A 24,468-nucleotide genomic window follows, 5' to 3' on the forward strand; every position below is an offset into this window, starting at 1 on the left:
CACACGACAGTATCTTATCCGAGCGCTTCTGGTTGGCAACAGAGGTAGCCACCTTGTTAACCACTTTTCTCTCATTTAGTGAAAATTATATAAAAATCAAAGCTTAAAAAGCTTCTAATGACTCTTGGTTACGGAGGGCGGCCCCATCTTCACATTCCTTATGTCGTTGGATCCTGCATAAAGAAAAGGCGCCTGTGGCGCCTTTTGCAAGTTTCGAGTCCTGTAATATCTGGCAGGTTCAAGTGAATGGCTCTGCTCCAAGCGGTTTCAGATAAAGCGCATCGACAGATCCAGTGCCTGCACATGCTTGGTCAATGCGCCTACCGAGATAAAGTCGACGCCGGTAGCGGCGTACTCGGCCAGGGTCTCGAGCGTGACGTTGCCAGACACCTCCAGCTTGGCGCGACCCTGATTCACAGCAACAGCTGCTTCCATCATGGGCACGTCAAAGTTATCCAGCATGACGATGTCGGCATTAGCCGCCAGCGCTTGTTCCAGCTCGCCCAGCGACTCGACTTCCACTTCCACCGGTTTGCCCGGGTTGAGGTGGCGAGCCTGGGTGACGGCCTCCTTGATACCGCCACAGGCGAGGATGTGGTTCTCCTTGATGAGATACGCATCATAGAGGCCGATACGATGGTTCTTGCCACCACCGCAGGTGACGGCATATTTCTGCGCGCTGCGAAGGCCGGGAAGGGTCTTGCGGGTGTCGAGCAGACGGCAGTCGGTCCCTTCCAGTTCGGCTACATAACGGGCGGTAAGGGTGGCGACGCCGGATAGGGTCTGCACGAAATTCAATGCGTTGCGCTCCCCAGTCAGCAATACGCGGGCTGGGCCATGCAGGCGAAACAGTTCCTGATTGGGGGAGAGGCGCTCGCCGTCTTGCACCAGCCACTCTACCTGCACTTCACCGCCGAGCTGGGAAAACACCTCATCGACCCAGGGTTGACCACAAAATACGCCCGCCTCGCGGGTAATGACCCTGGCGGTCGACATCCGATCGGCCGGGATCAGCTGGGCGGTGATGTCGGCGCTGGCATCCGGTTGATCCAGCGCGGTGAGGGCGTTGCCCAAATCTTCGAGTAGTGCGGCGCGCACGGCGCGGCTGATGTCCTGTTGTAACATGCCTTATTCCTGCAAGGGTCTGAGTAGCAACTGCCTGTCTCTTTGGCGCAATTCCAGCCGGCCGAGGGCATTCATGCCCACCAGGATCTCCTCCCCGTCGGCCGCCGGATTGATAAATACGGACAAATCGTACAGGGTCAGTGGGCCCATCGCTAGGCTTTCGATCTGGCTGGTCTGGACTTGGATCTGCCCTGCCGCCGTATTGACCCGGCTACTGCCGGTGGCGACGAGGCCGAGACGGGCCGCGACCTGGCTCGGTACCGTCACCCGGGTGGCGCCGGTGTCCAGCAGCAGTTGCACCGGCTGGCCGTTGATGGCACCCTCCAGACGATAATGGCCGCTGGCGTCGGCTTTGAGCAGCAGATCGCCACTGGCGGTCACCGTGGGTTTGGCGCTGGAATAGAAGTAGAGCGTCAATAACCCCAGCAGAGAGAGCCAGGCCAGTAGCCAGAGACGGCGTGCCATCGGGTGCATATGGGATCCAGTACCTTGCGGACGATGGTTCAGCCTAACATAGTTTTACCTATGAATTCAGATGCTTGTTCCCGGCTTATTACGAGGACGGCGACCCGGCGACGGGTACCTATTTCCATGTGAATCGAGCAGACGATGACGCAGCCCAAAGCCTTTTTTTCCATCGATAGCGACGGCTGGTGCGAACAGGCCCGCCGGGTGCCCTCACCCCATCACAATGAACGGGGCAGCCCGGATGACATCTCCCTGCTGGTGGTGCATGGCATCAGCCTGCCGCCCGGCCAGTTCGGTGGCCCCTGGATCGATGATCTGTTTCTGGGGAGGCTAGATCCCGCCGTTCACCCCTATTTTGCCGACATTCATCAGCTGAAGGTGTCGGCTCATTGCCTGATCCGGCGGGACGGTGAGCTGGTGCAGTACGTGCCATTCGGCGCTCGCGCATGGCATGCCGGGGTGTCGAGTTGGGAGGGGAGGGAGGCGTGTAACGACTTCTCCATCGGCATCGAACTGGAAGGCACCGACGAGCTGCCCTATTGCGACGCACAATATGAGGCACTAGCCGGCCTCAGTCGGGCCATCTCACGCCATTATCCCGCCATCACATCCGATCGTATCGTCGGTCACTGTGACATAGCGCCGGGCCGCAAGACGGACCCTGGGGCCAGTTTCGAATGGCTGCGATACCGGCAAATGCTCAACTTTAAGTGAAAGTTGCAAACATAAGTTTGTGTTTTTAAAATCAATGGCTTGCCTTTAGGGTGAGCCATTTTTCATACTGTTGGCCAAATGTTATCTGTGAAAGACGTCATAAATATTGGTCAGACCATTTTCTATGAGCTAGGTCATAATTCCCTTCTTTTACCCCTAAAGTGGTGCCGTTCAATCTTGATTCAGATCATATTTCGGGTGGACTTTTCCCAGCCCCTCTGCTAATTTTCGCCCCAATCATAGAATTGGTAATACCAATTTAACAAAGTAGCCCCATGCCCTATATCAAGATTACTCAGCCCAAGCTGGCCGACGCCATCGTCGCCGAGCTGGAAAGCATGATTCTGGAAGGCAGCTTGCAGCCGGGGCAGAAACTGCCGCCCGAGCGCGAACTCGCCATCCAGTTTCAGGTTTCGCGCCCATCGCTGCGCGAAGCCATCCAGCGTTTGGAAGCCAGAGGACTCTTGTATCGTCGTCAGGGCGGCGGCACCTATGTGCAAAATGCCCTGAGCAAGGGGATCGCCGATCCGCTGTTCGAGCTGCTCAGCACCCACCCGGAGGCCCAGTACGATCTGCTGGAGTTTCGTCACGCGCTGGAAGGCATCTGTGCCTACTATGCTGCGCTGCGGGGGACTGAGGCCGATTTCGAACGCATTCGCCTGGCGCAATCCGCCATTGAAGAGGCGGGTCAGCTGGGATCGCTGGTGGCTGAATCTGCCGCCGTCACCCAGTTCTATCTGGCGGTCGCCGAGGCCTCCCACAACGTGGTGCTGCTGCACCTGTTGCGGGCCATGGGTCCCATGCTCGAACAGAATATTTTACGAAATAATGAGATTTTGAATCGCCGTCCGGGAGTGGTCGCCAAGATCCGTCGCCATCGTGCGTCACTGATCGAGGCTATCCTGTCGGGGGCTCCGGAGCGGGCCAGGGCAGCTTGTCATGAGCACCTGGCCTTTATCGAGGACACCTTGTTGGATATGCAGAGGGAAGACAGCCGGATCCAGCGATCCATGCGTCGGATCCGTCAGCAGGAAAACTAATCCTAACAAGGCTTTATTGTCGAATTCTTGCGCATCTTAACCGCCGTGCAAATAACAATAGGAACCAGCCATGTCTGATATCCTGAAGAACGATGTGGACCCGATAGAAACGCTGGAGTGGCTTGCCTCTCTGGAATCCCTGCTGCGTGAAGAGGGTCCGCAACGCGCTCAGTTCATCCTTGAACAACTGGCCGAGAAAGCCCGCATCAGCGGTGTGGACGTGGCTGAAAAGGCAAATCGCGACTATATCAACACCATTCCTGCCAGCGACGAACCGGCTTACCCGGGCGACCTGGAGATGGAACGTCGCATTCGCGCCATCATCCGCTGGAATGCCATGATGATCGTGCTGCGTGCCTCCAAGAAAGATCTGGACCTTGGCGGTCACATGTCTTCCTTCGCCTCTTCCGCGACCATCTATGAAGTCTGCTACAACCACTTCTTCCGCGCTCGCAGCGAGAAGGACGGTGGCGATCTGGTTTACTTCCAGGGTCACATCTCCCCGGGCATCTACGCCCGTGCATTTGCAGAAGGTCGCCTGACCGAAGAGCAGCTGGACAACTTCCGTCAGGAAGTGGACGGCAAGGGTATCCCTTCCTATCCGCACCCGAAACTGATGCCGGACTTCTGGCAGTTCCCGACCGTTTCCATGGGTCTGGGCCCCATCGCCGCCATCTATCAGGCTCGCTTCCTGAAGTACCTGACCGACCGTGGTATCAAGGATTGTTCCGAGCAGACCGTTTATGCCTTCCTGGGTGATGGCGAGATGGACGAGCCGGAAGCCAAGGGTGCCCTGACCGTTGCCGTGCGCGAAAAGCTCGACAACCTGGTCTTCGTGGTCAACTGCAACCTGCAGCGTCTGGACGGTCCTGTTGTCGGTAACGGCAAGGTCATCAACGAGCTGGAAGGCCTGTTCTCCGGCGCCGGTTGGGATGTCACCAAGGTCATCTGGGGTCGCAAGTGGGATGAGCTGCTGAAGAAAGACACTTCCGGCAAGCTGATCCAGCTGATGAACGAAACCGTGGATGGTGATTACCAGACCATGAAGTCCCGTGACGGCGGTTATGTGCGTGAGCACTTCTTCAACCGTTACCCGGAAACCGCCGCGCTGGTCAAAGACATGACCGACGAGGAAATCTTCGCCCTGAACCGCGGTGGTCACGACCCCCGTAAACTGTTCGCCGCCTTCTCCAAGGCCGCTGCGACCAAGGGCAAGCCGACCGTCATCCTGGCCAAGACCATCAAGGGTTATGGCATGGGCGAAGCGGCCGAAGGCAAGAACATCGCTCACCAGGTCAAGAAGATGGATCTGGGCTCAGTGCGTCACCTGCGCGATCGTTTCAGCCTGCCGGTCACCGACGAGCAGCTGGAAGAGTTGCCGTACCTGAAGATCGAAGAAGGTACCGAAGAGCACAAGTACCTGCACGCCCGTCGTGCCGCGCTGAAGGGCTATGTACCGACCCGTCTGCGCGAGAGCACCACCAAGCTGGAAATCCCGGCGCTGGATGCCTTCGGCCCGCTGCTGGGTGAGCAGGCGCGCGAGATCTCCACCACCATGGCGTTCGTGCGTTCCCTGAACGTGCTGCTGAAAGACAAGTCCATCGGCAAGCGCATCGTTCCGATCCTGGCTGATGAAGCGCGTACCTTCGGGATGGAAGGTCTGTTCCGTCAGATCGGCATCTACAGCCCGCACGGTCAGCAATACACCCCGCAAGACCGTGACATCGTCTCCTACTACAAGGAAGACAAGCAGGGTCAGGTTCTGCAAGACGGTATCAACGAGCTGGGCGCCATGTCCTCCTGGCTGGCTGCTGCAACCTCTTACAGCACCAACGATTGCCCGATGATCCCGTTCTACATCTACTACTCCATGTTCGGCTTCCAGCGGATCGGCGACATGGCGTGGGCAGCAGGTGACCAGCAAGCCCGTGGCTTCCTGCTGGGCGCGACCTCCGGTCGTACCACCTTGAACGGCGAAGGTCTGCAGCACGAAGATGGTCACAGCCACATCCTGGCCGGCACCATCCCGAACTGCATCTCCTACGATCCGTCCTACGCCTATGAAGTAGCGGTGATCGTACAAGACGGCCTGCGTCGCATGTACGGTGAGAAGCCTGAGAACGTCTTCTACTACATCACCACCCTGAACGAAAACTACGCCATGCCGGCCATGCCGGAAGGCGCCGAGGAAGGTATTCGCAAGGGTATCTACAAGCTGGAATCCGTGGCCGGTAACAAGGCCAAGGTACAGCTGCTGGGTTGTGGCTCCATCCTGGGTCACGTGCGCACCGCCGCCCAGATCCTGGCAACCGAGTACGGCGTGGGTTCCGATGTGTTCAGCGTGACCTCCTTCAACGAGCTGGCTCGTGATGGTCAGGACGTTGATCGCTGGAACATGCTGCACCCGACCGCTGCCGCCCGCGTACCCTACATCACCTCAGTGCTGGGTTCCGAAGCCACCATCGCCGCGACCGACTACATGAAGTCCTTCGCCGAGCAGGTGCGTGCCTTCGTACCGACCGAGCACTACCGTGTACTGGGTACCGACGGTTACGGCCGTTCCGACAGCCGTGCCAACCTGCGTCGTCACTTCGAAGTGAACGAGTTCTATGTCGTCGTTGCTGCCCTGACCGAACTGGCCAAGCGCGGTGAGATCGACAAGCAGGTTGTGGCCGACGCCATCGCCAAATACGGCATCGATGCCGACAAGGTTAACCCGCTGTACGCGTAAGAGAACGAAGGAGCTGTCCGGCATTGCGCCGGGCAGCTCCTTGCACGGTTCACGTGATAGTAGAAGCAAGGGAAATTATCCGTTTTTGCAGAGTTTTATATGCCAAACGGACCTTTGCCAAGGTTAACGCGACAGACGCGTAAGAGGATAAAGCACAATGTCCAAACAGATTATGGTACCGGATATCGGTGCCGATGAAGTTGAAGTGACCGAAATCATGGTCGCCGTGGGTGACAAGGTCGAACTGGACCAGTCCCTGATCGCCGTGGAAGGTGACAAAGCCTCCATGGAAGTCCCGGCCCCTGCCGCCGGTATCGTCAAAGAGATCCTGATCAAGGTAGGCGACAAGGTCGCTACCGGTTCCCAGATCATGATCTTCGAAGCCGAAGGCGCGACCGCCGCACCGGTTCAGGCTGCTGCCCCGGTTGCCGCCGCTGCGCCAGCCGCTCCCGTTGCTGCCGCTCGCAAAGACGTGCACGTACCAGACATCGGTGACGACGAAGTCGAAGTGACCGAGCTGATGGTTGCCGTGGGTGACATGGTTGAAGCCGATCAGTCCATCATCGCCGTAGAAGGTGACAAGGCTTCCATGGAAGTCCCGGCGCCGTTCGCGGGCCGCGTGGTCGAGATCAAGGTTGCCGCCGGCGCCAAAGTCTCCACCGGTTCCCTGGTGATGGTATTCGAAGTGGCTGGCACCGCGCCTGCTGCTGCCGCTGCGCCGGTTCAGGCTGCCGCCCCTGTGGCTGCTGCGCCTATCGCTGCCGCCGCCAAAGAAGTCAACGTGCCGGACATCGGCGGTGACGAAGTGGAAGTGACCGAAATCATGGTCGCCGTGGGTGACAAGGTCGAAGCCGACCAGTCCCTGATCGCGGTCGAAGGTGACAAGGCCTCCATGGAAGTACCTGCGCCGTTCGCCGGTATCATCAAGGAAATCAAGGTGAAGGCCGGTGACAAGGTCTCCACTGGTTCCCTGATCATGGTATTCGAAGTGGCTGGTGCCGCCCCTGCTGCCGCCCCGGTTGCTCAGGCTGCTGCCCCCGTAGCTGCTCCTGTCGCCGCTGCGCCGGTTGCCAAGGCCGCCGCACCTGCTGCTGGCTCTGACTTCGTTGCCAACGATGCCTACGTCCACGCCTCTCCGGCCGTGCGTCGTCTGGCGCGCGAGTTCGGCGTCAACCTGGCCAAGGTGAAAGCCTCCGGTCGCAAGGGTCGCATCGTCAAAGAAGACGTGCAGGCTTATGTGAAGGATGCGGTCAAGCGCGCCGAGTCCGCTCCGGCTGCCGGTCAAGGCAATGGCAACGGCATGACAGTGCTGCCATGGCCGAAGGTTGATTTCAGCAAGTTCGGCCCGGTCGAAGAGCTGGAACTGACCCGGATCCAGAAGATCTCCGGTCCTGCCCTGCACCGCAACTGGGCCATGATCCCGCATGTCACCCAGTTCGACGAAGCCGATACCACCGATCTGGAAGCGTTCCGCAAAGAGCAGAACATGCTGGCCGAGAAGCAGAAGCTGGATGTGAAGATCACCCCGCTGGTGTTCATCCTGAAAGCGGCCGCCAAGGCCCTGGAAGCGCACCCACGCTTCTGCAGCGCCCTGTCCGAAGACGGCAGCAAGCTGATCATGAAGAAGTACATCCACATCGGTGTGGCGGTTGACACTCCGGGGGGCCTGGTCGTTCCGGTCGTTCGTGACGTCAACAAGAAGGGCATCTATGAGCTGTCCCGTGACCTGGCCGAGATCTCCAAGAAGGCCCGTGCCGGCAAGCTGACCGCTGCCGACATGCAGGGCGGTTGCTTCACCATCTCCAGCCTGGGTGGCATCGGCGGTACCAGCTTTACCCCGATCGTCAACGCGCCGGAAGTGGCGATCCTCGGTGTTTCCAAGTCCGAGATGAAGCCGAAGTGGAATGGTAAAGAGTTCGTGCCGCGCCTGATGCTGCCGCTGGCTCTGAGCTATGACCACCGCGTCATCGACGGTGCTGACGGGGCTCGCTTCGTCACCACCCTGAGTGGCGTGCTGTCCGACATTCGTCGACTGGTTCTGTAAATGTAAATGAGAGGGCGAGCACAGAGCTCGCCCTTTTCACTTCTCATTTCATTAACAAAATTATAAAATCGCCCCGTTTTTTTCACGGCTGCAGCCGCCTTCTTTGGCATAAGACTGTGCTGTCCGGGGATATAGAACGACAAAGAGGTCATGATGAGTAAAGAAATCAAAACTCAGGTCGTGGTACTGGGTGCCGGCCCTGCCGGTTATTCCGCTGCCTTCCGTGCCGCCGATCTGGGTCTGGATACCGTTATCGTCGAGCGTTACTCCACCCTGGGTGGCGTCTGCCTGAACGTGGGCTGCATCCCGTCCAAGGCACTGCTGCACGTCGCCAAAGTCATCGAAGAAGCCAAGGCGCTGGCCGATCACGGCATCGTCTTCGGTGCCCCCCAGACCGACATCACCAAGGTCCGTCTGTGGAAAGAGAAGGTCATCAACCAGCTGACCGGCGGTCTGGCCGGTATGGCCAAGATGCGTAAAGTCCAGGTTGTGAACGGCTTCGGCAAGTTCACCGGCCCGAACACCCTGGAAGTAACCGGGGACGACGGCAAGACCACAGTCACCTTCGACAACGCCATCATCGCCGCGGGTTCCCGCCCGGTGAAACTGCCGTTCATCCCTCATGATGACCCGCGCGTATGGGATTCAACCGATGCGCTGGAACTGACTACCGTACCGGGCAAGCTGCTGGTCATCGGTGGCGGCATCATCGGTCTGGAGATGGGTACCGTGTACTCCTCCCTGGGTTCCGAGATCGACGTGGTGGAATTTGCCGATCAGCTGGTACCGGCTGCCGACAAAGATATCGTCAAGATCTACACCAAGCGTGTTGCCAAGAAATTCAACATCATGCTGGAGACCAAGGTCACCGCAGTTGAAGCTCGTGAAGACGGCCTGTACGTCTCCTACGAAGGCAAGCACGCCCCGGCCGAGCCGGTTCGCTACGACAACGTGCTGGTCGCGGTCGGTCGTGTGCCGAATGGCAAGCTGATGGACGCCGAGAAAGCCGGTGTTGCCGTCAACGAGCGCGGTTTCATCGAAGTGGACAAGCAGCTGCGTACCAACGTCGCTCACATCCACGCCATCGGTGACATCGTCGGTCAGCCGATGCTGGCTCACAAGGGTGTGCACGAAGGCCACGTGGCGGCCGAAGTCATCGCCGGCAAGAAGCACTACTTCGATCCGAAAGTGATCCCGTCCATCGCCTACACCGAGCCAGAGATGGCTTGGGTTGGTCTGACCGAGAAGGAAGCCAAGCAACAGGGCCTGAACTTCGAAGTCGCCACCTTCCCCTGGGCTGCTTCCGGCCGCGCCATCGCGTCCGATTGCTCCGACGGCATGACCAAGCTCATCTTCGACAAGGACAGCCATCGTGTCATCGGTGGTGCCATCGTCGGTACCAACGGTGGGGAACTGCTGGGTGAGATCGGTCTGGCCATCGAGATGGGTGCCGACGCCGAAGATTTGGCGCTGACCATCCACGCTCACCCGACTCTGCACGAGTCCGTGGGTCTGGCTGCCGAAGTGTACGAAGGATCCATCACCGATCTGCCGAACGCCAAGGCCAAGAAGAAGAAATAAATTCCTTCTTCCTGCCGTGATGAAAAAGCCGCTCCCATGAGCGGCTTTGTTGTTTTCCGCGATGAGAAAGAGATTTGTTCGGGGCTGTTTGCTATGCTGAGCCCCATCACGTCAAGCAGCGGCCCTCCCATGCAAGTTCCTTCCCAGCCCGATCACGAACGTCAGCGCCTCGATGCCTTGCGCCGCCTCGCCATTCTCGACACCTCCGCCGAGGAGCGGTTCGACCGCATCACCCGGATGGCGCGCAACATGTTCGAGGTGCCCATCTCGCTCATCTCTCTGGTAGACGAGGAGCGGCAATGGTTCAAGTCCCGCTGCGGGCTGGATGCACAGGAGACGCCGCGCGACATCTCCTTCTGTGGTCACGCCATCCTCGGCGATGACATCTTCGTGGTGGAGGATGCGGCGCAGGATCTGCGCTTCGCCGACAATCCGCTGGTGTTGGGGGATCCTCATATCCGCTTCTATGCGGGCTGCCCTCTGCAGCTCGCCGGTGGCTACAAGATGGGGACCCTGTGCCTCATCGATCGCAAGCCGCGCCAGCTGGGTGAGCGTGAGCGAGCCTTGCTGATGGATCTGGCGGGTATGGTGGAGCACGAGCTGGCCGCTATCCAGCTGGCCACCCTGGACGAGCTGACCGGTATCACCAATCGCCGCGGCTTCATCATGCTGGCGCAAAAGTGCCTGCAGCTCTCCCACCGACAGGGGCGGGAGGCGACCCTGCTGTTTCTCGATCTCAACCGCTTCAAGGAGATCAATGACAGCCTGGGGCACGAGGTCGGCGACGATGCGCTACGGCAGATGGCAGCCCTGTTGTCACGGGTGTTTCGCAACGCGGACATCTTCGCCCGGCTGGGGGGCGACGAGTTTGCGGTGTTGCTGCCGGGCATTGGCGCCGAGCTGGTGCCACGGGTATTGGCTCGCTTCGATGAGGCGCTGGCGGCCTTCAATCGGGAGGCAGGTAAGCCCTATCGGCTGATCTGCTCCACCGGGGTGGCCCACTACGATCCGGCGCTGCCGCCCGCCCTCGATCTGTTGCTGCAACAGGCTGACAAGCAGATGTATCACCGCAAGAAGGGCGGCTAGCGAGTCGCTGACATCGCAGGCACTAGCAAATAAAAAGGGGACGCATGGCGTCCCCTTTTTTGCATCCGAGTGGCTTACAACCGGAAGTTACCGACCAGCTTGTCGAGCTCGCCGGAGAGCTGTTGCAGGCTGCGGCTGGACGCCGTCAGCTGATGGGCGATGTCGGCGGTTTCCATGGTCAGCTGGTTGATGTCCTCCACGTTGCGGTTGATCTCGCCGACCACGCTGGACTGCTCCTCGGTGGCGGTGGCGACCTGGATGTTCATGTCGCTGATCTGGGTGATGTGACCGGTGATATGACCAAGCGCCGCATCGGCCTCGTCGGCCTGAGCCACCACCGCCAGACTCTGGGTACGACCCTGGGTCATGGCGCTGACGGCGCGGGCGCTCTGCTCCTGCAGGCGGTTGATCATGCCCTGGATCTCGGCGGTGGAGGCGGCGGAACGGCTGGCGAGGTTGCGCACCTCGTCGGCCACCACCGCGAAACCACGGCCCTGTTCACCGGCGCGGGCGGCCTCGATGGCGGCGTTGAGCGCCAGCAGATTGGTCTGCTCCGAGATGCTGCGGATGGTGTCGAGTATGCTGCCGATGGAGTCGGTCTGGTTAGCCAGGGACTCGATGACGCCAGAGACCTGTTCAATCTCGTCCGACAACCCGACGATGCCGTGGCGAGCCTGGGCGACCATCAGGGCGCCGGCATCGGCTTGCTCGTTGGCCTGCTTGGCCACGTCGGCGGCCAGGGACGCATTACCGGCGATTTCGCCGACGGTAGCCCCCATCTCGTGGATGGCGGTGGCCACCTGCACGGTGCGGTCGCGCTGAGCGGTGCAGTTGTGCTGGGTCAGTTGGGCCTGCTTGGCCACCTCGTTAGCGGTGGCGGCGAGCTGGCGAGAGTTGCTGGCCACCTGCTCGATGGATCCATGGATCTTGGCGACGAAGTTGTTGAAGCCGGTGGCAACCTGGCTCAGCTCGTCCCGGCCTTCCACCTTGAGGCGCTGGGTCAGATCCCCGTCACCGCTGCCAAGTTCGCGGAACAGCCGCGCCAGCTCGTTGAGCGGGCGGCTGACGGAGCCTGCCAGCAGCACGCCGAGCAGTCCCATGCCGACGGCGATCGCCAGGCTCACCAGCAGGATGTGCAGTCTGGCGCTATTGAGTTCGGCGTAGATCTCGGCCTCCGGTACCTGGGCCACCAGATACCAGTCGAGCAGCGGAATATAGCTGGTCGCCAGTACCACCGGCTGGCCGTCTACCTCGGCGTGGGTGGCGGCAAACGGCTGCTTGATGAGAAGGCTGCTGGCGCCTGGGCCCGCCAGCTGGGGCAGACTGTCACGATCGATGCGGGCGGCGTCCGGGTGCAGCTTCACCTTGCCGCTGCCGTCGGTCATGAACACGAAGCCGCTGTCACCGATGCGGAAGTTGGCGAGCATGCTGACCATGCTGTCGAGGGATTTGGCGAGCCCCGCCAGACCGCGACCATTGAGTTGCTGGAAGTTGACGAACAGCTTCACCTCGCCGTTGCTCTCGCGAAAGATGCTGAGCATAAGATCCTGCGGGCTCTTGGTGTAGTCGTAGAACCAGTTGTCCTGCTCATGATTGAGAACGCGCAGGAAGCCATCCTGGTTGTAGTAAGCGGCGCTTTGCCGGTCGGCGAAGGAGGCGGTGACCAAGCCATACTGGGCGGTCATGTCTTTGAGCTGCTCGATGAGGATGGACTCCTGCTCCTTGGGCATGCCACGGGCAACCCAATCCAGCACGAAGCGATCGTTGGCCAGTTGCTTGGCGGCGCCGGCGACCGAGGTGAGATCTTTTTCGATCTCCTTGCCGATGCGCTGGGTCAGGTTCGGCAGCTCCTGTTCGAACATGCGGGTCTCGATCAGCTGCTGGGCTGAGCGCTGGCTGAAGTAGCCGACCAGCAGGCAGGAGAGCGCCACGGCCAGGATGACGGTGGCCAGAATTTTCTGTTTGAGTGTCAGGCTTGCGAACATAGGGTGACTCAGGAGTGTGGGCCAAAGGTTGAGCTCATATTAGCGGCCGAGGGTTGGCTCCCTTGAGGTGATGAGGGGGTTTATTGCCGATTAACGTTTGCGCTCACAGCTTGTTGGGACTGGATTGACGCTGGTTTGCACGCGCCCGCCGGTGCGATGGATATTGATGAAATCTCGCCAGCACAGTCACTTGCGGTTACAGTTCCTCATCTTATAGTGAGCATCACGGCTCACTCGACTCGCACTGGATCAATGGACACTCATATGCGCATCTTTCCCCGGGGATGGACCCACCTGCTCATGCTGTTGCTGGCGACCCTGCCATTCATGGCGGCGGCTCAGACTCAGAGCCCGGATGGCGCCAAGGCGCAGGGCGGCGCCGCCAAGGGGGCCAGACCCAGGATAGCGCTGGTATTGAGTGGCGGCGGGGCCAAGGGGGCGGCGCATATCGGAGTGCTCAAGGCGCTGGAAGAGAAACGCATTCCGGTGGATATAGTGGTGGGTACCAGCATGGGCGCCTATGTGGCGGGCATGTACGCCATGGGGCTCAGCGCCGAGGAGGTGGAGCGAATGACCCTCTCCATCGACTGGAACAAGGGTTACCAGGACAAGGTCAGCCGCGATGAACTCTCCCTGCGCAAGAAGCAGCAGAGCGAGAAGTATCAGCTGCGTACCGACATCGGCGTCAATGGCGATCAGACCCAGCTGCCGGATGGCTTCTTCCAGGGCCAGTCCATGGCCAGCCTGCTGCGCCACGCCACCTCCAACCTGCCGGTGCAAAAGAGCTTCGATAACCTGCCCATCCCCTATCGCGCCATGGCCACCGACATGGAGACGGTGACCCCCTTCGTGCTGGACCACGGTAGTCTGGCCAAGGCGATGCAGGCCTCCATGTCCATTCCTGGCGCGCTCAAACCGGTGGATTGGAACGGACACATCCTCGCCGACGGCGGCACGGTCAACAACATGCCGGTGGACGTGGCCAAGGCCATGGGCGCCGACATCGTCATCGCCGTCGACATCAGCGCCAAGCTGCGCACTCGTGAATCCCTCAAATCGGGGCTGGCCATGATCGACCAGCTCACTACCTACATGACCCAGGTCGGTACAGAGAAGCAGAAAGCTCTGCTTGGACCGAAGGATGTGCTGCTGAGCCCGGAGTTTGGCAACATGGGCATTGCCGACTTCGCGCTGATGCCGGAGGGGATCAAGATAGGGGAACAGGTGGCCATGCGCGCCTCGAGCCAGCTCGATGCGCTCTCCCTCTCTCCCGCCGCCTACGCCGATTATCGCAACCAGAAGTTGAGCCGCCGCGCCGAGCGCAGCGGCCAGCCTGCCTATTACATCGACAAAGTGGAGATCATCAACAAGTCGCGCCTGTCGGATGACACTGTGCGCGCCATGTTGAAGGTGCGGCCCGACAAGGTGCAGACCTACGACAGCCTGGAGGCGGGCATCCGCCGTTTGTACGCGCTGGAATCGTTCGATCGCATCACCTATGAGGTGGTGGAGCGGGACGGCGAAAACGTGCTGGTGGTGGATGCCAGCGAGAAGAACTGGGGGCCTGGCTATCTCAACTTCCAGCTCGGTTTCTCCGATGATTTCGAGAGCAATTCCAACTACAACGTCGGTATGTCCTACACCCTCACCAACGTCAATGACTGGGGCGGTGAGTGGTTGACCGAGGCCTCCCTCGGCACGGCCAAACACATCAAGACCGACTTTTACACGCCGCTGGAGCCGTCCCAGACCTACTTCGGGGAGGCGAGTCTGGCCTACGACAAGACCAAGCGCCGACTCTTCTTTACGGAAGATAATGAGGTGCAGGCATCCAGCACCAGTTCCAGCGTCAGCTACCTGGACTCGGAGTACAGCTTCACCAGCGTGGATCTCGCGCTTGGCTGGAATCGCCAGCCCTGGAGCCGGCTGTCGTTTGGCCTTGAGGGTAAAGTGGGCAGCATCGACATCCAGAACCTGACGAATGCGGATGCGGATGCCACCGCCTGGGGGCCTTATGTGCGCTTCGAGCACGATACCCTCGACAGCCGCTACTTCCCCTATGAGGGGATCTACTGGGACATCAAGGGTGGCTACACCCACATCAAACTCGAGCCAACCAATGAGCCGACCGAGAAAACCGAAGGCCTCAATTATCATCTGGCGATGATCAAGCCCTGGTCCTGGGACAGGCACAGCATCAACCTGATGCTGGAAGGGGGTGGCTCCACTTCTGAGGAAGAGATACCGCTGTTCGTGCAGGATCTGGGCGGCCTGTTCCGCCTGTCCGGCTTCCAGCACTACCAGTTGAGCGGGCGTTACAGCCTGTTCGGTGGGTTGCGCTACATCTACCGGGTGGCAGACAACGACTTCGGCGCCTTCAAGGCACCGCTGTTCCTTGGCGGGTCTATCGAGCAAGGTAACGTCTGGAATAGTGGCGAGAAGATCAGCCTGGAGAACTCCTACACCGCCGGCTCCGTCTATATGGGGGTGGAGAGCTTCCTCGGTCCCATCTTCCTCGGCTATGGCATGGCGGAGGGGGGGCATGACATGTTCTATCTGCAATTGGGCACCACGTTCGAATAACGATGAAATGCTGCTTTTTTGTTAACTCGTGTGAGCAGTGTTTTTTATGGTCTGCAAAAACATGAGTCTGTTTAGATGGTTATGTCAATCTGGTGAATAAGTGCACAGGGTTTGGATTTTAATTACTCGTTAAAACTTATATAGTGAGGGGCACCCTACGGGTGTCCCGCAAGGACGATCGCCGCGAGCGTGGGCGAACCCCAAAAAAAAGACCAAAGAGGAATTAGTCGTGCTTGAAACCTACCGTAAACACGTCGAAGAACGTGCCGCCGAGGGCGTAGTTGCCAAACCTCTGGACGCAGAGCAAGTCGCCGCCCTGGTTGAGCTGATCAAGAACCCACCCGCCGGTGAACAAGATTTCCTGAAAGAACTGTTGTCCTCCCGTATTCCCCCCGGTGTTGATGAAGCGGCCTATGTCAAAGCCGGTTTCCTCACCGCCATCGCCAAGGGCGAAGCCCAGTCTCCCATCCTGACAGCTGCCGAAGCCGTCGAGCTGCTCGGTACCATGCAGGGTGGTTACAACATTCAACCGCTGATCGACTTGCTGGATCATGCGGAACTGGCCCCTCTTGCTGCCAAGGGCCTCTCCCACACTCTGCTGATGTTCGACTCCTTCCACGACGTGGAAGAGAAGGCTAAGGCTGGCAACGTCCACGCCAAGCGAGTGATGCAATCCTGGGCCGATGCCGAGTGGTTCCTGAACCGCCCGGCCCTGGCCGAGAAGATCACCGTTACCGTGTTCAAGGTGACCGGTGAGACCAACACCGATGATCTGTCGCCGGCGCCGGATGCCTGGTCCCGTCCCGACATTCCGTTGCATGCCCTGGCCATGTTGAAGAACGCCCGTCCCGGCATCACCCCGGACCAGGATGGCGTGATTGGCCCGATCAAGGCGATCGAAGAGCTCAAGCAGACCGGTTTCCCGCTGGCCTACGTCGGTGACGTGGTCGGTACCGGTTCTTCCCGTAAATCCGCCACCAACTCGGTGCTCTGGTTCATGGGCGACGACATTCCGTTCGTGCCAAACAAGCGTGCCGGTGGTGTCTGCCTCGGTGGCAAGATTGCCCCCATCTTCTTCAACACCATGGAAGATGCCGGCGCCCTGCCCATCGAAGTGGATGTGTCCAAACTGAACATGGGCGATGTGATCGACATCTTCCCGTACGAGGGCAAGATCAAACGCCACGGTACCAACGAGGTGCTGGCCGAGTTTGCCCTCAAGACTGAAGTGCTGATCGATGAAGTGCGCGCCGGTGGCCGTATTCCGCTGATCATCGGTCGCGGTCTGACCGACAAGGCGCGCGAAGCGCTGGGTCTGCCGTTCTCCACCGTGTTCCGTCGCCCGCAACCCGTCGCCGATACCGGCAAGGGTTACACCCTGGCCCAGAAGATGGTGGGCAAGGCGTGTGGCGTAGAGGGCATTCGTCCCGGCACCTATTGCGAGCCCCGCATGACCACGGTTGGCTCCCAGGACACCACGGGCCCGATGACCCGTGATGAGCTGAAAGACTTGGCCTGCCTCGGCTTCTCCGCCGACCTGACCATGCAGTCCTTCTGCCACACCGCGGCCTATCCCAAGCCCATCGACGTACAGACTCACCACACCCTGCCGGACTTCATCATGAACCGCGGCGGCGTCTCCCTACGTCCGGGTGATGGTGTCATTCACTCCTGGCTGAACCGCATGCTGCTGCCCGATACCGTGGGTACCGGCGGTGACTCCCACACCCGTTTCCCCATCGGGATCTCCTTCCCGGCGGGCTCTGGTCTGGTGGCCTTCGCCGCCGCCACCGGCGTGATGCCGCTGGACATGCCGGAATCCGTGCTGGTGCGCTTCAAGGGCGAGCTGCAACCGGGCATCACCCTGCGTGACCTGGTCCATGCCATCCCTTACGCCGCCATCCAGAAGGGGCTGCTGACCGTCGAGAAAGCGGGCAAGAAGAACATCTTCTCCGGCCGCATCCTCGAGATCGAAGGTCTGCCGACCCTCAAGGTCGAGCAGGCGTTCGAACTGGCCGATGCCAGCGCCGAGCGCTCCGCCGCCGGTTGCACCATCAAGCTGGATAAAGAGCCGATCACCGAGTACCTCAAGTCCAACATCGTCATGCTGAAATGGATGCTGTCCGAAGGCTACGGCGACGTGCGCACCATCACCCGCCGTATCAAGGGGATGGAAGAGTGGCTGGCCAACCCTGTGCTGATGGCAGCGGACAAGGATGCCGAGTACGCCGAGATCATCGAGATCGACCTGGCCACCATCAAGGAGCCAATCCTCTGTGCGCCGAACGATCCGGACGATGCCCGTCTGCTGAGCTCGGTCGAGGGCGTCAAGATTGACGAGGTGTTCCTCGGCTCCTGCATGACCAACATCGGTCACTTCCGCGCCGCCGGCAAGCTGCTCGAGAAGTACCAGGGCGAGTTGCCGACTCGTATGTGGATAGCGCCGCCGACCAAGATGGACAAGGATCAGCTGATCGAAGAGGGCTACTACGGCATCTTCGGCCGGGTCGGTGCCCGCATCGAGATCCCGGGCTGCTCCCTGTGCATGGGCAACCAGGCGCGGGTCGCGGAAGGGGCCTCAGTGGTTTCAACCTCCACCCGTAACTTCCCGAACCGTCTGGGCAAGGGGGCCAACGTTTACCTGGCCTCGGCCGAGTTGGCCGCAGTTGCCGCCATCACCGGCAAGATCCCGACCGTGGCGGAGTACCTGCAGTACGCCAAGACCCTGGATGCGACGGCTGCCGACACCTATCGCTACCTGAACTTCAACGAAATTGCCTCCTACACCAAGAAGGCCGATGAAGTGATCCTGCAGCAAGCGGTATAAGCGCCAGACTGGCAACGCCAATCTGCTAAAAGCCCCGGCCCTGGCCGGGGCTTTTTTGTGCGCGCTAGGCGGCCATTCATGGGGGGAGTGGGGCCGCCTCATTTTTCACCTCTTTGATCAAAAACTGATCTCGCACCAGAGATGGGGCAAGAGAGCGCTATATGATGCTGCGCCCTTGGTCATGCCCCACGCCGGCGTTGCTCATGGGGCCAGGGCGCTCCTCGTTTCTCTCATGGATATGGTCACCTATGCAGCTATTTGGATTTGACGCCTCCCGGCCATGCTGGCGCCTGCTCTGCGCCGCTCTGGTATTCGCGCTGCCCGTCTCGCTCGGGTTATGGGAATTGCATACCAACTACTTGAATACGTTAAGCAAACAGTCGGAATCCGCGGCCAGCAGGGCACTGACCCTGATGGAACTCATGCTGGATCATGCAGAGGAGAACAACCGCAACATGTTCCCCTTGCTCAACTACCCCTGTGAGGCAGCGCTGTTCACCATGCGCAAGCGCGTCGTGCTCGCCCCCTTCGTGCGCACCACCAACCTCATCGCCGACAATGGTGTCTATTGCAACTCCCTGTTGGGGAAGGTGAACTGGCTTGACGATAGTGTCGGCTACAGCAATGGCTTGCTGCGTCTGCTGCCTGGCAACCCTGTGTTGCCGAGGCACCCGGTGCTGGCGGTGCGCAGCAGTGGCGAGCATGGCGCCGTGCTCAGCACCATCGATAGGGAATACATCAAGATCATGCTGACCCTGAGTGCGCCGGCGAGGGGGGAGGTGCTGCTCAACGTGGGCAACAGCTGGCTGAACCATCAGGGGGAGCTGATGGTGCGGGATCCCAAGTTGCCGGCCCTGGCCACCTATGACCTCAAGTCGAGTCGCTACCCACTCTCCCTGTATGCCGGCATGGATATCCCCTCGGTATGGCGGGCGCTGTGGCAAGTGCGACATCTGACCATATTGATGCTGCTGGGCTTCTCCCTGTCCATCGCCCTGCTGGTGTGGTGGCTGCTGGGTCGCCCCCGCTCCATGGAAGGGGAGCTGAAACGGGCGCTGCGGGCGAGGGAGTTCGTGCCCTATCTGCAACCCCTGGTGGTCAGCGGTGATGGCAGGGTGATGGGGGCCGAGGTGCTGATGCGCTGGCAGCACCCGTCCTCCGGCCTCATCCGCCCGGACCTGTTCATTCCCCAGGCGGAAGAGTGCGGCATCATAGTGCCCATGACCCAGTCGCTGATGCAGACCGTGGCCCAGCAGCTGAGTCCGTGGCAGGAGAGGCTGCCGGCAGGGTTTCATATCGGCTTCAACATCAGCGCCGTGCACTGCCGGGATCTCTCCCTGCTGGCGGAGTGCCGCGCCTTCCTCGATCACTTCTCGCCAGGGCAGCTGGTGTTGGTGCTGGAGCTGACCGAGCGCGAGTTACTGGTGGCGACCCCCAATACCCTGGCGTTGTTCAAGGGGCTCGACGAGATGGGGGTCCTGCTGGCCATCGATGACTTTGGCACCGGCCACTCCAGCCTGCTCTACCTGCAGCAGTTCCATGTGGATTATCTCAAGATAGATCAGTCGTTTATCCGCAAGATAGGGACAGAGTCCCTGTCCGAACACATCGTCGACAACGTCATCGATCTCGGCAGCCGGCTGGGTCTGGCACTGGTGGCCGAAGGGGTTGAGACCCAGGCGCAGGCGGAGTATCTGCGACGCAAGGGGGTCGATTATCTGCAGGGCTACCTGTTCGGCCACCCGGTTCCGCTGCGGCAGTTCTGCGACGAGCAACTGCAAGAGGAGGTGAGGGCGCAGCCAAAGCGCGCCTGAGGGTGAACAAGGTGGGAGACCATGCCACAACTGGCATGCGGTAAGATGGCCCCCACCTTTTTCGGCTGATTGGTTTGGTTGTTTTTTGTGCTGTCAGGGTTGTGTTCAGTTTCGAACGCTACACTGGTCGGCCATTTTAAACTGGACCCGTCATGCCATATCATCCCAGGTTCAACAGCTCCCATCCCTGGCTGCGTCTGTTATTCGCCCTGCTGGTATTTTTAGCCCCCATGTTGCTCGGCAGTTGGGGGGGATACCACCACTACCAGAGTAATCTGCGGCAAGAATCTGCAGAAGCAGCGGCTCATACCGTCAATCTGCTTGAGACCATGCTAAGCAATGCCGATGCGGCCAATCGGCAGGTGTTGCCCCTGCTGGATGCGCCTTGCGATCCGGCGTTGGCGACCCTGCGAGAGCAGGTCGCCCTGGTGCCGTTCGTGCGCTCGGTCAATCTGGCCCGGCGGGATGATATCTACTGTTCCTCGCGGTTTGGTCCCTACCGCACCTCTTATCCAATGAAAGAGTTTGCCCGCGGGGTCCTGCTGCTCAACGACGTGGGGCCGGTACGGCAGGGGCACCCCTATCTGGCGGTGCGCGCCAGGCAGGGTCCGCACTCGGTACTGAGCGTCATCGACGGGGATTACCTCCGCTTCATGCTGAGCGTCAACGATCCCGCCATGATCATCATGCTCAGGGTCGGGCCTCATTGGCTCGACAGACAGGGTCACTTTTTCCAGCAGGCACCTGGCTTGCCGGATGAGGTTCAGGTCACCCTCGGTTCAGAGGTCTATCCCTTCACCATTTATGCGGGGCACCGGCTCTCCTCCAGCTGGCAGGGGATGGTGCAGCGACACTGGTTCGGGCTCTGGCTGCTGGTCGGTTTGAGCGTCACCTTCGCGCTGCTCATCTGGTGGCTGCTGGGCCGTCCCCGCTCGCCGGTCAGTGAACTGGCGCGCGCCCTTCAGGCGCGGGAGTTTGTCCCCTTCCTGCAGCCGCTGGTGGCGACGGAGGATGAGCGGATCATCGGCGCCGAGGTGCTGATGCGCTGGCAACATCCTGATGCAGGATTGATCCGACCGGACCTGTTCATTCCCCAGGCGGAGGCGAGCGGCCTGATCGTGCCCATGACCAACCTCATCATGGCGGAGGTGGGCTTGCGGCTGGCCGCCGAGCAGGCGCGCCTGCCCGATGGTTTTCACATCAGCTTCAACATCAGCGCGGCGCATTGTCGTGATAACACGCTGCTGGATGAGTGCCGTGATTTCCTCGCTCACTTCGCGCCGGGCAAGGTGGTGCTGGTGCTTGAGCTGACGGAGCGCGATCTGCTGGTGGCGGATCCCCATACCCTTGAGCTGTTCAGGCAGCTCGATGAGATGGGGGTCAAGTTGGCCATGGATGACTTCGGCACCGGCCACTCCAGCCTGGTTTACCTGCAACAATTCCATGTGGACTACCTCAAGATCGACCAGTCCTTCATCGGTCGGATCGGCACCGAATCCCTGTCCGAGCACATCGTCGACAACGTGATCGATCTCGGCAGCCGGCTCGGCCTGTCCCTGGTGGCGGAGGGGGTCGAAACCCGCCAGCAGGCCGAGTATCTCAAGGGCAAGGTGGCCTATTTGCAGGGCTATCTGTTTGGCCGTCCGGCGCCGCTTGGCGACTTTATCGCGGGTCTGTAGTCATGGGTCTGTGTGCGCTGGCGGGGGAGTCTATTGCCAGTGCGCAAGACCCTGACCTGTAGAGGGGCTTGTTTTTCATGCCTTGGCGGGGACTTTTCGGTAGAATTGGCACTCATTTTGAAGTCAGATGAGGCGCGGTATGACGGTCAGGTTCCAGGCATTTCACAGCATCAAGGCGATTGGCAATCGGGAGGTGCTGTTCAACTGGTCCAAGACCAATCCCCTTGGCGCGCTGGATCAGGTGTGGCGCCCGGGCAACCGCGACGAGTTGCAACGCCTGCTGCGGGAATCCCCACAACGCAAGCTGCGACTGATCGGCTCCGGCCTCTCTTTTGAGCCCATCCACAGCGTTTATACCGAAGGCAAGCAGGCGCTGCTGGTGGACTTGCACCACCTGAGCGGCCAGTTGGCCAGCACGGCCGACAGCGTCACCTATCAGGCGGGCACCCCGCTCGACACCGTCTACGCGGATCTCATCGCCATGGAGCGGATGCTGCCTGCGTCCCCTGGCGTCATCGGCATTCAGACCCTGGGCGGGGCGCTCAGCACCGGCACCCACGGCCAGGGGCTGCACCAGTCCGCCCTGTGCGATGCGGTGGAAGCCATGACCATCATGCTGGCCAATGGCGACAGCCTGCGGGTCGATCGCACCGACCCGCGCTTCGGCGCCTTCGTGATGGGCATGGGCATGCTCGGTATCCTGCTGGATGTGACCCTGCACACCGTGCCAAACCGCATCATGCGCTGCACCAAGTTCACCACCGACTATCCCTTCCTGCTGGCGCACAACGAGCGGCTCAACCGCGAGCACGCCTTCGTGAAGAGCTGGTGGTTCGCCTGGACCGGCGAGAGCCATATCTGGCTGGTGGATCCCGCCAGCGAGGAAGAGGTTGCCCGCTACCGGGCCGCTGGCAGCGAACCGCTGCTGCTGGAGGGGGACATCGACGGCCGCATGAATGCCACCATTGATGCCACCCTGCAGAAGATGGCCAAGGACACCAAGGACGAGGCGCTGGCCGGGGAACACTTCGAGACGGTGCGCCGCTTCAAGGATGCCTCTGACTTAGTGGGCAACGTCTATCAGATCCTCTGCAAGGGAATACCGGCGCCCCAGATCAACTGCGAGGTGGCGGTGCCCCTCGAGCGGATGGAAGAGGCGCTGACCATACTGCAGGACTGGCAGCAGGCGAACCCCGGCGTGCTGCACTATCCCTTCATCCTGCGCTGTACCGGCCCCTCCGAGGCCTGGCTCAGCGCCGCCTATGGCAAGTCGGTGTGCTGGATTGGCTTTTTGGTCTATCTGGCGGCGGACGGTACCTTCGTCAACGGCTCCATGGAGCAGATGCGCGAGTTGCAGCAACTGCTGGTGCCGCTCGGTGGCACTCCCCATTTCGGCAAGCACCTGGCGATGGATCTCTACGATTTCCCGGCCCTGCTGCCGCGCTGGCACGACTTCCTGGCCCTCAAGAACGAGCTGGATCCCCATGGCCGCTTCGAAAACCGCTGGCTCGGCGAGCTGTTTGCCAACCGCTAAGGAATTGACATGACCGAGATGCAAGACACCCGAGCGCTCATCGCCCTGCCGATCAAAGGTGAGTAACTGACATGACCGATATGCAAGATACCCGCATTCCCGTGACCCTGTTGACCGGTTTTCTCGGCAGCGGCAAGACCACCTTGCTCAACCACTGGGTCAAGCAGCCCGAGCTGGGCGAGTGCGCCGTGCTAATCAACGAGTTCGGCTCGGTCGGGCTGGATCATCACCTGGTGCAACAGGTGGACGAGCAGGTGGTGCTGCTCGATTCCGGCTGCATCTGCTGCTCGGTGCAGGGCTCCCTGGTGGAGGCGCTGCAGGGGCTGTTTATGAAGGCGATCCAGCGCAAGATCAAACCCTTCAAGCGACTGATCATCGAGACCACCGGCCTTGCCGATCCGGCCCCCGTGCTGTTTACCCTGAAAGAAGAGGGCTTCATCGCCCAGCGTTACCGCTTCGATGGCACTGTGACTGTGGTGGATGCCGGCCATATCGAGCAGCAGCTGGCGGCGCAGTACGAGGCGGTCAAGCAGGTGGCGCTGGCGGACTTGCTGGTGTTGAGCAAGGGCGATCTGGTGGACGCCGAGACCCAGGCCCGGGTGGAAGCCCGGTTGGCGGCGCTCAACCCTGCGGCGCCCATCGAGCGGGTCAGTAATGGCGAGCTGTCGCCGGCGGTGCTGGAGAAGCTCGGCGCCTACAACGAGGCGGCGGGGCGTGATGTGCGCCGTCTGCTGGCCTGGCTGCGCACTGAATCCCCCAAGCAGGGGCTGGCCTCTCCCATGCAGCCGAAGATGCAGCCGTTTGCCGCCAAGGTGGGCACGGCGGCACCGACCCATTTCGACCACGGCAACATAGAGAGCTTCTCCCTGCGCATCGGCGAGCCCCTCAAACCCTCTCGCCTGCTGGCGGCGGTCGATGCGGTGCAGGCTCGCTACGGCGATGCCTTGCTGCGGCTCAAGGGGATCTTGCTGCTGGAAGGGGAGAGCCAGCCGGTGGTGATCCACGGCGTCCATGGTCAACTCTATCCATTGCAGACCCTGGGGGAGTGGCCGGAAGGGCGCGCCCAGTCCAGACTGGTGTTTATTGTCAAAACCGGTGACAAGGCCGGGATCGAGGCCCTGTTCCTCGAGACCCTCAAGGCACCTGAGCCCACGCTCGAAGAGCAGCTCAGAGCCATGCTCGGCCAGCCAGATGCCTGATATCCTGATATGACCCGCCCTGGTGCGGGTCTATTTTTAGGCACAGAAGTCTTTGACC

15 protein-coding genes are annotated in these 24,468 nt (G+C 60.6%); 12 read left to right on the forward strand and 3 right to left on the reverse strand.

Annotation, left to right across the window (positions count from 1 at the left end):
- Positions 1 to 267: 267 nt before the first annotated feature.
- The gene (gene nadC, locus BN1137_RS12215) at positions 268 to 1,125 is read right to left on the reverse strand and encodes a carboxylating nicotinate-nucleotide diphosphorylase (RefSeq protein ID WP_050718874.1); all 858 of its coding nucleotides are present in this window, start codon (positions 1,123 to 1,125) and stop codon (positions 268 to 270) included.
- A 3-nt stretch (positions 1,126 to 1,128) separates the two neighbouring features.
- Positions 1,129 to 1,599, reverse strand: coding sequence for a retropepsin-like aspartic protease family protein (locus BN1137_RS12220; RefSeq protein ID WP_050718875.1), 471 nt, complete (start codon positions 1,597 to 1,599; stop codon positions 1,129 to 1,131).
- Between the two features lie 135 nt (positions 1,600 to 1,734).
- Here BN1137_RS12220 and ampD point away from each other — a divergent pair, with 135 nt between their 5' ends.
- The 6 genes from ampD (at position 1,735) to BN1137_RS12250 (ending at position 10,789) form a co-directional block, all read left to right on the forward strand.
- Entirely contained in the window at positions 1,735 to 2,307 is a 573-nt protein-coding gene (gene ampD, locus BN1137_RS12225; protein ID WP_050718876.1) for a 1,6-anhydro-N-acetylmuramyl-L-alanine amidase AmpD, read from the forward strand.
- 275 nt (positions 2,308 to 2,582) lie between these two features.
- The gene (gene pdhR / locus BN1137_RS12230) at positions 2,583 to 3,347 is read left to right on the forward strand and encodes a pyruvate dehydrogenase complex transcriptional repressor PdhR (protein ID WP_050718877.1); all 765 of its coding nucleotides are present in this window, start codon (positions 2,583 to 2,585) and stop codon (positions 3,345 to 3,347) included.
- A 70-nt stretch (positions 3,348 to 3,417) separates the two neighbouring features.
- Positions 3,418 to 6,078: a pyruvate dehydrogenase (acetyl-transferring), homodimeric type gene (aceE, locus tag BN1137_RS12235; protein ID WP_050718878.1), complete on the forward strand. Its 2,661-nt coding sequence runs from the start codon at positions 3,418 to 3,420 to the stop codon at positions 6,076 to 6,078.
- 157 nt (positions 6,079 to 6,235) lie between these two features.
- A complete protein-coding gene (aceF, locus tag BN1137_RS12240; RefSeq protein WP_050718879.1) occupies positions 6,236 to 8,122 on the forward strand; it encodes a pyruvate dehydrogenase complex dihydrolipoyllysine-residue acetyltransferase in 1,887 nt (628 codons plus the stop codon).
- A 153-nt stretch (positions 8,123 to 8,275) separates the two neighbouring features.
- The gene (gene lpdA, locus BN1137_RS12245) at positions 8,276 to 9,703 is read left to right on the forward strand and encodes a dihydrolipoyl dehydrogenase (RefSeq protein WP_050718880.1); all 1,428 of its coding nucleotides are present in this window, start codon (positions 8,276 to 8,278) and stop codon (positions 9,701 to 9,703) included.
- Between the two features lie 129 nt (positions 9,704 to 9,832).
- Positions 9,833 to 10,789 (forward strand): GGDEF domain-containing protein, encoded by a 957-nt coding sequence (locus BN1137_RS12250; RefSeq protein ID WP_050718881.1) that lies wholly within the window; start codon positions 9,833 to 9,835, stop codon positions 10,787 to 10,789.
- Between the two features lie 74 nt (positions 10,790 to 10,863).
- Here BN1137_RS12250 and BN1137_RS12255 read toward each other — a convergent pair whose 3' ends face one another.
- The gene (locus BN1137_RS12255; protein WP_050718882.1) at positions 10,864 to 12,774 is read right to left on the reverse strand and encodes a methyl-accepting chemotaxis protein; all 1,911 of its coding nucleotides are present in this window, start codon (positions 12,772 to 12,774) and stop codon (positions 10,864 to 10,866) included.
- A 264-nt stretch (positions 12,775 to 13,038) separates the two neighbouring features.
- On the opposite strand from BN1137_RS12255, the gene BN1137_RS12260 reads away from it, so the two are divergent.
- From BN1137_RS12260 to BN1137_RS12285, 6 genes are all read left to right on the forward strand, one after another.
- Entirely contained in the window at positions 13,039 to 15,357 is a 2,319-nt protein-coding gene (locus BN1137_RS12260) for a patatin-like phospholipase family protein (protein WP_050718883.1), read from the forward strand.
- Positions 15,358 to 15,586: 229 nt separating this feature from the next.
- Positions 15,587 to 18,184, forward strand: a complete 2,598-nt coding sequence (gene acnB, locus BN1137_RS12265) for a bifunctional aconitate hydratase 2/2-methylisocitrate dehydratase (protein WP_050718884.1) — start codon at positions 15,587 to 15,589, stop codon at positions 18,182 to 18,184.
- A gap of 248 nt (positions 18,185 to 18,432) precedes the next feature.
- Entirely contained in the window at positions 18,433 to 19,998 is a 1,566-nt protein-coding gene (locus tag BN1137_RS12270; protein WP_050718885.1) for an EAL domain-containing protein, read from the forward strand.
- A 152-nt stretch (positions 19,999 to 20,150) separates the two neighbouring features.
- The gene (locus tag BN1137_RS12275; RefSeq protein ID WP_050718886.1) at positions 20,151 to 21,677 is read left to right on the forward strand and encodes an EAL domain-containing protein; all 1,527 of its coding nucleotides are present in this window, start codon (positions 20,151 to 20,153) and stop codon (positions 21,675 to 21,677) included.
- A gap of 139 nt (positions 21,678 to 21,816) precedes the next feature.
- Positions 21,817 to 23,211 carry a D-arabinono-1,4-lactone oxidase gene (locus BN1137_RS12280; protein ID WP_050718887.1) on the forward strand — a complete coding sequence of 465 codons (1,395 nt, stop codon included), beginning with the start codon at positions 21,817 to 21,819 and terminating at the stop codon, positions 23,209 to 23,211.
- A gap of 71 nt (positions 23,212 to 23,282) precedes the next feature.
- Entirely contained in the window at positions 23,283 to 24,410 is a 1,128-nt protein-coding gene (locus tag BN1137_RS12285; RefSeq protein ID WP_050718888.1) for a CobW family GTP-binding protein, read from the forward strand.
- The last annotated feature ends 58 nt before the right edge of the window (positions 24,411 to 24,468 follow it).

The organism is Aeromonas tecta (assembly GCF_000820185.1).
Lineage (GTDB): Bacteria > Pseudomonadota > Gammaproteobacteria > Enterobacterales > Aeromonadaceae > Aeromonas > Aeromonas tecta.

What these genes read in the sequence shown, in the direction of transcription:
- nadC (WP_050718874.1), bottom strand. Translation starts at nt 1,125, where the DNA reads ATGTTACAACAGGACATCAGCCGCGCCGTGCGCGCCGCACTACTCGAA.
- BN1137_RS12220 (WP_050718875.1), bottom strand. Translation starts at nt 1,599, where the DNA reads ATGCACCCGATGGCACGCCGTCTCTGGCTACTGGCCTGGCTCTCTCTG.
- ampD (WP_050718876.1), top strand. Translation starts at nt 1,735, where the DNA reads ATGACGCAGCCCAAAGCCTTTTTTTCCATCGATAGCGACGGCTGGTGC.
- pdhR (WP_050718877.1), top strand. Translation starts at nt 2,583, where the DNA reads ATGCCCTATATCAAGATTACTCAGCCCAAGCTGGCCGACGCCATCGTC.
- aceE (WP_050718878.1), top strand. Translation starts at nt 3,418, where the DNA reads ATGTCTGATATCCTGAAGAACGATGTGGACCCGATAGAAACGCTGGAG.
- aceF (WP_050718879.1), top strand. Translation starts at nt 6,236, where the DNA reads ATGTCCAAACAGATTATGGTACCGGATATCGGTGCCGATGAAGTTGAA.
- lpdA (WP_050718880.1), top strand. Translation starts at nt 8,276, where the DNA reads ATGAGTAAAGAAATCAAAACTCAGGTCGTGGTACTGGGTGCCGGCCCT.
- BN1137_RS12250 (WP_050718881.1), top strand. Translation starts at nt 9,833, where the DNA reads ATGCAAGTTCCTTCCCAGCCCGATCACGAACGTCAGCGCCTCGATGCC.
- BN1137_RS12255 (WP_050718882.1), bottom strand. Translation starts at nt 12,774, where the DNA reads ATGTTCGCAAGCCTGACACTCAAACAGAAAATTCTGGCCACCGTCATC.
- BN1137_RS12260 (WP_050718883.1), top strand. Translation starts at nt 13,039, where the DNA reads ATGCGCATCTTTCCCCGGGGATGGACCCACCTGCTCATGCTGTTGCTG.
- BN1137_RS12270 (WP_050718885.1), top strand. Translation starts at nt 18,433, where the DNA reads ATGCAGCTATTTGGATTTGACGCCTCCCGGCCATGCTGGCGCCTGCTC.
- BN1137_RS12275 (WP_050718886.1), top strand. Translation starts at nt 20,151, where the DNA reads ATGCCATATCATCCCAGGTTCAACAGCTCCCATCCCTGGCTGCGTCTG.
- BN1137_RS12280 (WP_050718887.1), top strand. Translation starts at nt 21,817, where the DNA reads ATGACGGTCAGGTTCCAGGCATTTCACAGCATCAAGGCGATTGGCAAT.
- BN1137_RS12285 (WP_050718888.1), top strand. Translation starts at nt 23,283, where the DNA reads ATGACCGATATGCAAGATACCCGCATTCCCGTGACCCTGTTGACCGGT.